Annotated in this window: 5 protein-coding genes and 1 tRNA gene; 2 read left to right on the top strand and 4 right to left on the bottom strand. The window is 68.4% G+C overall.

Annotated elements, in window-relative coordinates; genetic code table 11:
• The first annotated feature begins 73 nt into the window (after positions 1-73).
• Both ACFR9S_RS12560 and ACFR9S_RS12555 read left to right on the top strand, forming a co-directional pair.
• Entirely contained in the window at positions 74-1,093 is a 1,020-nt protein-coding gene (locus ACFR9S_RS12560) for a class I SAM-dependent methyltransferase (protein ID WP_379818799.1), read from the top strand.
• A 56-nt stretch (positions 1,094-1,149) separates the two neighbouring features.
• Positions 1,150-1,222: transfer RNA gene (locus ACFR9S_RS12555), tRNA-Thr, on the top strand.
• A gap of 124 nt (positions 1,223-1,346) precedes the next feature.
• On the opposite strand, the gene ACFR9S_RS12550 is transcribed toward ACFR9S_RS12555, so the two are convergent.
• The 4 genes from ACFR9S_RS12550 to ACFR9S_RS12535 form a co-directional block, all read right to left on the bottom strand.
• Complete coding sequence (locus tag ACFR9S_RS12550) at positions 1,347-1,937, bottom strand: hypothetical protein (protein ID WP_379731757.1); 591 nt, start codon at positions 1,935-1,937, stop codon at positions 1,347-1,349.
• A 35-nt stretch (positions 1,938-1,972) separates the two neighbouring features.
• Complete coding sequence (locus ACFR9S_RS12545; RefSeq protein ID WP_379731759.1) at positions 1,973-3,649, bottom strand: b(o/a)3-type cytochrome-c oxidase subunit 1; 1,677 nt, start codon at positions 3,647-3,649, stop codon at positions 1,973-1,975.
• An 80-nt stretch (positions 3,650-3,729) separates the two neighbouring features.
• Positions 3,730-4,251, bottom strand: coding sequence for a cytochrome c oxidase subunit II (locus tag ACFR9S_RS12540; RefSeq protein ID WP_379731756.1), 522 nt, complete (start codon positions 4,249-4,251; stop codon positions 3,730-3,732).
• Between the two features lie 3 nt (positions 4,252-4,254).
• Positions 4,255-5,246: halocyanin domain-containing protein (locus tag ACFR9S_RS12535; protein WP_379818798.1), on the bottom strand; the 992-nt coding region annotated here is incomplete at its 5' end.

Genomic DNA, 5,246 nt, shown 5'->3' with positions numbered 1-5,246 from the left:
CGGAGCTGCTCGAGAGCCTGACCTGAGGCCGGCCCATCGCTACTCTTACTCGGGTCCGGCGCCGAACCCCGGTATGGAGCGGCCCTGCGTCGCCGTCGCCCGCGAGGACGGCGAGGCGACACGACAGCGTCTCGCCGAGGCGGATCTCGTCGATCAGGAGTACGGTATCGCGGTCGAGGACGGTGCCGCGGACGAGGACGCGAAACTGTTCATCCCCGTCACCGACCCCGACGCAGTTCCCGGGGACCTCGACGTCGTCCGGCACGACGTGCCCGCGCGCACCCCCCAACGTACGCCCGCGGACCTGCTGGGGTTCGAGCCGACGTACGAACGACTGGGCGATGTGGTGCTCGTCGACGAGGACGACCCCGAGCGCGCCGACGAGATCGCCGAGGCGATCGTCGAGTCGGACATCCCGGTCCGGAGCGTGCTCAACCGCGACTCCAAGGTGAAAGGCGAGACTCGCGTCCGCGACTGGGCGGTGCTGGCCGACGAGGGCGAACAGCGCCCGCCGACGGAGACAGTCCACCGCGAGTACGGCCACGAGTTCGCCGTCGACGTGGCGGAGGTGTACTTCTCCCCGCGGCTCGCGACCGAGCGCCACCGCGTCGTCGAGCAGGTCGAACCCGGCGAGCACGCGCTGGACATGTTCGCCGGTGTGGGTCCGTACGCGATCCCGATGGCCGACGCCGGCGCGGAGGTCGTCGCCGGCGACCTCACCCCCGACGCGATCCGGTACCTCGAGGAGAACGCCGAACGCAACGGCGTCGCCGACCGGATCACGACCCACGTCGGCGACGTGCGGGAACTGACCGACGAGTACGAGAACTGGGCCGACCGGCTGGTGATGAACCTTCCCCACACCGCCGCGGAGTTCGCCGACACGGCGGTCGCGTTCGCCGGCGACTCGTGTGTGGTCCACCTCTACGACATCCAGCACGAGGACGCCCCTTTCGAGCGCGCCCGCAGCGCGCTCGAGGACGCGGCCGGCGACCAGTACGAAGTGACGACGCTGGAGGAGCGCGTCGTGCGGTCGTACGCGCCCCACGAACTGAACGTCTGCCTCGACGCGCGGCTGGACCGGATCGACTGACTGCGCAGGGTTTCGGAACCCTTATGTCCGCCTTGCCGGTACGTGGGGATGGACGCGCCGGAGTAGCTCAGCTGGCAGAGCGATTCCTTCGTAAGGAATAGGTCGAGGGTTCAAATCCCTCCTCCGGCTCTTCTGTCGAACGTAGTGAAACTGAGAGCCGTGAGAGGTATCTGTACCAAGGAGTGAAGCGAGCGGAACGACCGTAGTTCACAATCCCTCCTCAGGTGGGCAGATAGCCGGACCGAAACGACACCTACCCAACCACGACCGGCTGCTCCACCAGCTGGAACCCCTCGAACACCGTCTTTTCGCCCCGGGTCGCCGTCACCTCGACGGCACCGGGCATCGCGCTCTCGGGGATCGACCACGCGGCGGTGACCATCCCCGACTCGCCGGGGGCGATGCTGCCCGTGCTCGACACGCCGTCGACGAGCGTCCCGTCGCGGAGCCGGAGGCGTTCGGTCCGGAGTTCGACCGGCTCGTCGGTCGTGTTCTCCACATCGACGCCGAAGACGTACGTCCGGCCGCCATCGGTCTGCCGGACCTCGGAGGTGGTGATCGTCTCCGTCGCCGCCGTCTCGTCGAGGAGTTCGTCGTCGACGCCAACCGCGTCCGGGCGATCCGTCTCCGTCTCCGCGGCCGTCGGCGTGGCGTCGCCGCCACCGAGCAGTTCGTCGCCGATGATGTTGCCGAACGTGAGCGCCTCGACGACGACCGGGACGCCGAACGCGAGCACGGCGATCCAACGGATCAGCCGACGGCGATCGATCTCGTCGTCCTCCGGCGGGGCGTCGTCCGCCGGTGTCTCGGCGTCGGAGTCAGTCGGTGTGTCGGCATCAGTCATGAGTCAGTCGGAGAGAGCGGGGAGCAGCGTGCGCGCTACGCCGGGATCGGGAGGCTACCGGGCGAGAGGATCCCGTCGGCGAGCATGTCGTACAGCGGGACGCCGTAGGCCAGCAGCACCAGCGCGACGGCGATCGCCGTCCAGAGCTTGAGGTTGTCGAGCACCCGCGGCGACTCCTCGGCCCCCGAGAGCGGTTCGGGGATCGAGCCGTTGACCCGTAGTCGGCTGTTGGGCTTCCCGAACGCCCACGTCCCGAACATCACCACGAGGAACATCATCGCGGCGATGAACAGGAGCGTGCCGCCGATCGCGATCTGGACGCGCATCTCGCCGACCGTCCCGACGACGGCGTCGAAGCTGACCTGGTCGTACTGGGGTTCGGCGGTGCGCCGCGGAATCCCCGCGAGCCCGCCGCGGTGCATCGCGTTCGACATCAGCACCATCCCGACGAACCAGACGAACGGCTGGATCGACGCCAGCCCGCGGAACTGGAGCCGCTTGCCGGTGAGCTGTGGGATCAGCCAGTAGGAGATCGCCATCAGCGTCAGCGCGTACGCCGTCCCCACGGTGAGGTGGAAGTGCCCCGGCACCCAGATGGTGTTGTGGATGAGGTAGTTGATGTTCATCCCGGCGTTGATCATGCCGGAGAAGCCGCCGGCGGCGAACATGATCCCGGCGAGCGCGACGCCGGAGAACTCCGGCCGCTCCCACGGGAGATCCTTGAGCCACGCGAGGCGGCCCGACGCGCCGCTCTGTCGCGCGCCGTGTTCCATGCTCGCGACGACGGTGAACAGCGTCAGCAGCGACGGCAACAGCAGGAAGAACGTGTTCGTCATCGCCACCAGCTTGTAGCCGGAGGCGATCCCGGGGTCGGTGTACTGGTGGTGGAACCCGACCGGGGTCGACAGCAGCAGGAACAGCACGAACGTCACCCGCGCCAGCGGGTCGCTGAACAGCCGGCCGCCCGCGAGCTTCGGCAGGACGGTGTACCAGACCAGGTACGCCGGCAGCAACCAGAAGTACACGACCGGGTGGCCGAAGTACCAGAACAGCGTCCGGGTCAGCAGCGGGTCGACCTGACTGATCAGCCCCAGCGACCACGGGATCAGGAACACGACGACCTCGATGGCGACCCCCAGCGAACAGAGGTACCACATCAGCATCGTCGCCATCACCATGAAGGACTGCAGCGGGATGCGCGCGTCCGGGTTGGACTCCCGCCACTCGCGGTACTGCAGGAACCAGTCGAGTCCGGCGCCCCACGAGCCGATGATCAGCAGGGCGGCGCCGATGTAGAACAGCGGGTGTGCCTCGAGCGGCGCGTAGAACGTGTACAGCACGTCCGCGCTGGCGGGGATCGCGTCGAACAGCCCCGCGACGATCGTCGCCGCCGCGAGCACGGTCCCGATCGTCATCGTCCACAGCCAGCCCTGCGTCAGCCGCTTACTCGTCGGTGGGACACCCAGACTCCGGGTGTTCGCCCAGTGGAACAGGCCGACGATCCCGAACGTGGTGAGCACCAGCCCCAGCAGCACGCCGTGGCCGGTCAGGATCGTGTAGTAATCCGCCGAGGGGATGATCCGCAGCGTGTTCGTGCGGTGCAGCGCCTGGATCAAGCCGAACAGTGCGCCGACGCCGAACGACGCGAACGCGATCCACAGACAGATCCGGGCGGTCCGGGCCGCCTCCGGGAAGCGGTCGACGAACGCCAGTCGGCGGCGCGTGCCGTCGTCGGTCTCCACGTACTCCTGCTCCGTCTCGAACCCCGTCTCGCTGCCGTGTTCAGTAGCCATTAGCTGTCACCTCCGTCGAACTCCGACTGCTCCACGACGACCACTTGGCCCTCCATCGTGTGGTGGCCGCTGCCGCAGTACTCGTGGCAGACGATCCCGTGCTCGCCCGTCTCCTCGAACGTGACGGTGAACTCCGCGATCTGCCCGGGGATCACCATCGAGTTCACGTTCGTCCCGGCGAGGTTGAACCCGTGTGTCACGTCCGGCGACGTGACGTGGAACGTCACGGGCTCGCCCGCGGGCACCTCGATCGGCTCCGAGCTCCCGGGCTGGAACAGGTACTGCCGGGCGACGACGTACACGTCGACGCCGTCTTCGGTGTCGTACACGCCAGGCTCCCGGAAGTTCTCTACCTGATCGTAGTTCCCGTCGGCGATGACCGACGGATCGACCGTCCCGCCGCTGTCGTCGACCATCGCGACACCGGGACCGACCGCGCCGTAGACGATGGTCGCGAGGAACGCGACGATCAGGACGAGCGATGCGCCGAACCAGAGTTTCTCGAATCGATGTACGTGCATAAATCACCCCGTGATCGTCGGTCCACCGATGAACTCGACGAAGTACATGAACACCCACAGTAGCGCGATCAGGACGAAGTAGCCCGCGACCAGCGTCGCCGTGCCGATCGGGTCGTACTCCTGGCCGATCTCCTCGACCGGCTCGGTCTCGGCGGCCTCGGTCGACTGCTCGCCGACGTACTGCTGTTCGGACGCCGAGTGCTCGCGGTAGGCCGCGTACGACTCCGCGCCGAGCACCATCGCCACCGCGAGCCCGCCGCCGGCGCCGAACAGCAGCGCCAGCCAGCCGACGAAGTCCGAGGGCATTGGGACGGAGAAGCCGCCGCCGGCCTCCTCGCCGCCGCCGTCGCCCCCGCCACCGTCGTCGCCGCCGCCGCTCACGCTCCCCACGACGATCGCCCCCTTCATCCCGAGCGACTGGTGGGGCGTACAGACGTAGCGGTAGACGCCCTCCTCCTCGAAGGTGTGGCTGAACGTGTTCCCCTCCTCGGAGGAGAGATCCGACTCGAAGGAGCCGTCCTGTGCGACGACGTTGTGCGAGCCGCCACGGCCGGTCCACTCCCAGACGACCGTCGTCCCGGGGTCGACCCGGACCGCCGCCGGCCCGAACCCGTAGGGCTGCCCGCCGTTGTCGACGCCGACCTCGACCGTGACTTCCGAGCTGCCGCGCTCGTCGACGGTCTCGTCGTAGTTGCTCACGCCGTCGAACCAGTCGCCGTAGTCCGGCTCGGAGACGCCGCCCCCGCCGGAGCCGACGACGACCGCCCCCTTCATCCCGAGCGACTGGTGGGGCGTACAGACGTACTTGAACGTCCCCTCGCTCTCGAAGGTGTGGCTGAACGTGTTCCCTTCCTCGGAGGAGAGGTCGGACTCGAAGGAGCCGTCGTCCGCGACGACGTTGTGCGAGCCGCCACGGCCGGTCCACTCCCAGACGACCGTCGTCCCGGGGTCGACCCGGACCGCCGCCGGCCCGAACCCGTAGGGCTGCCCGCCGT

It is taken from the genome of Halolamina salina (assembly GCF_042678005.1).
Lineage (GTDB): Archaea > Halobacteriota > Halobacteria > Halobacteriales > Haloferacaceae > Halolamina > Halolamina salina.
This window is presented reverse-complemented; position numbering and strand designations above follow the sequence as displayed.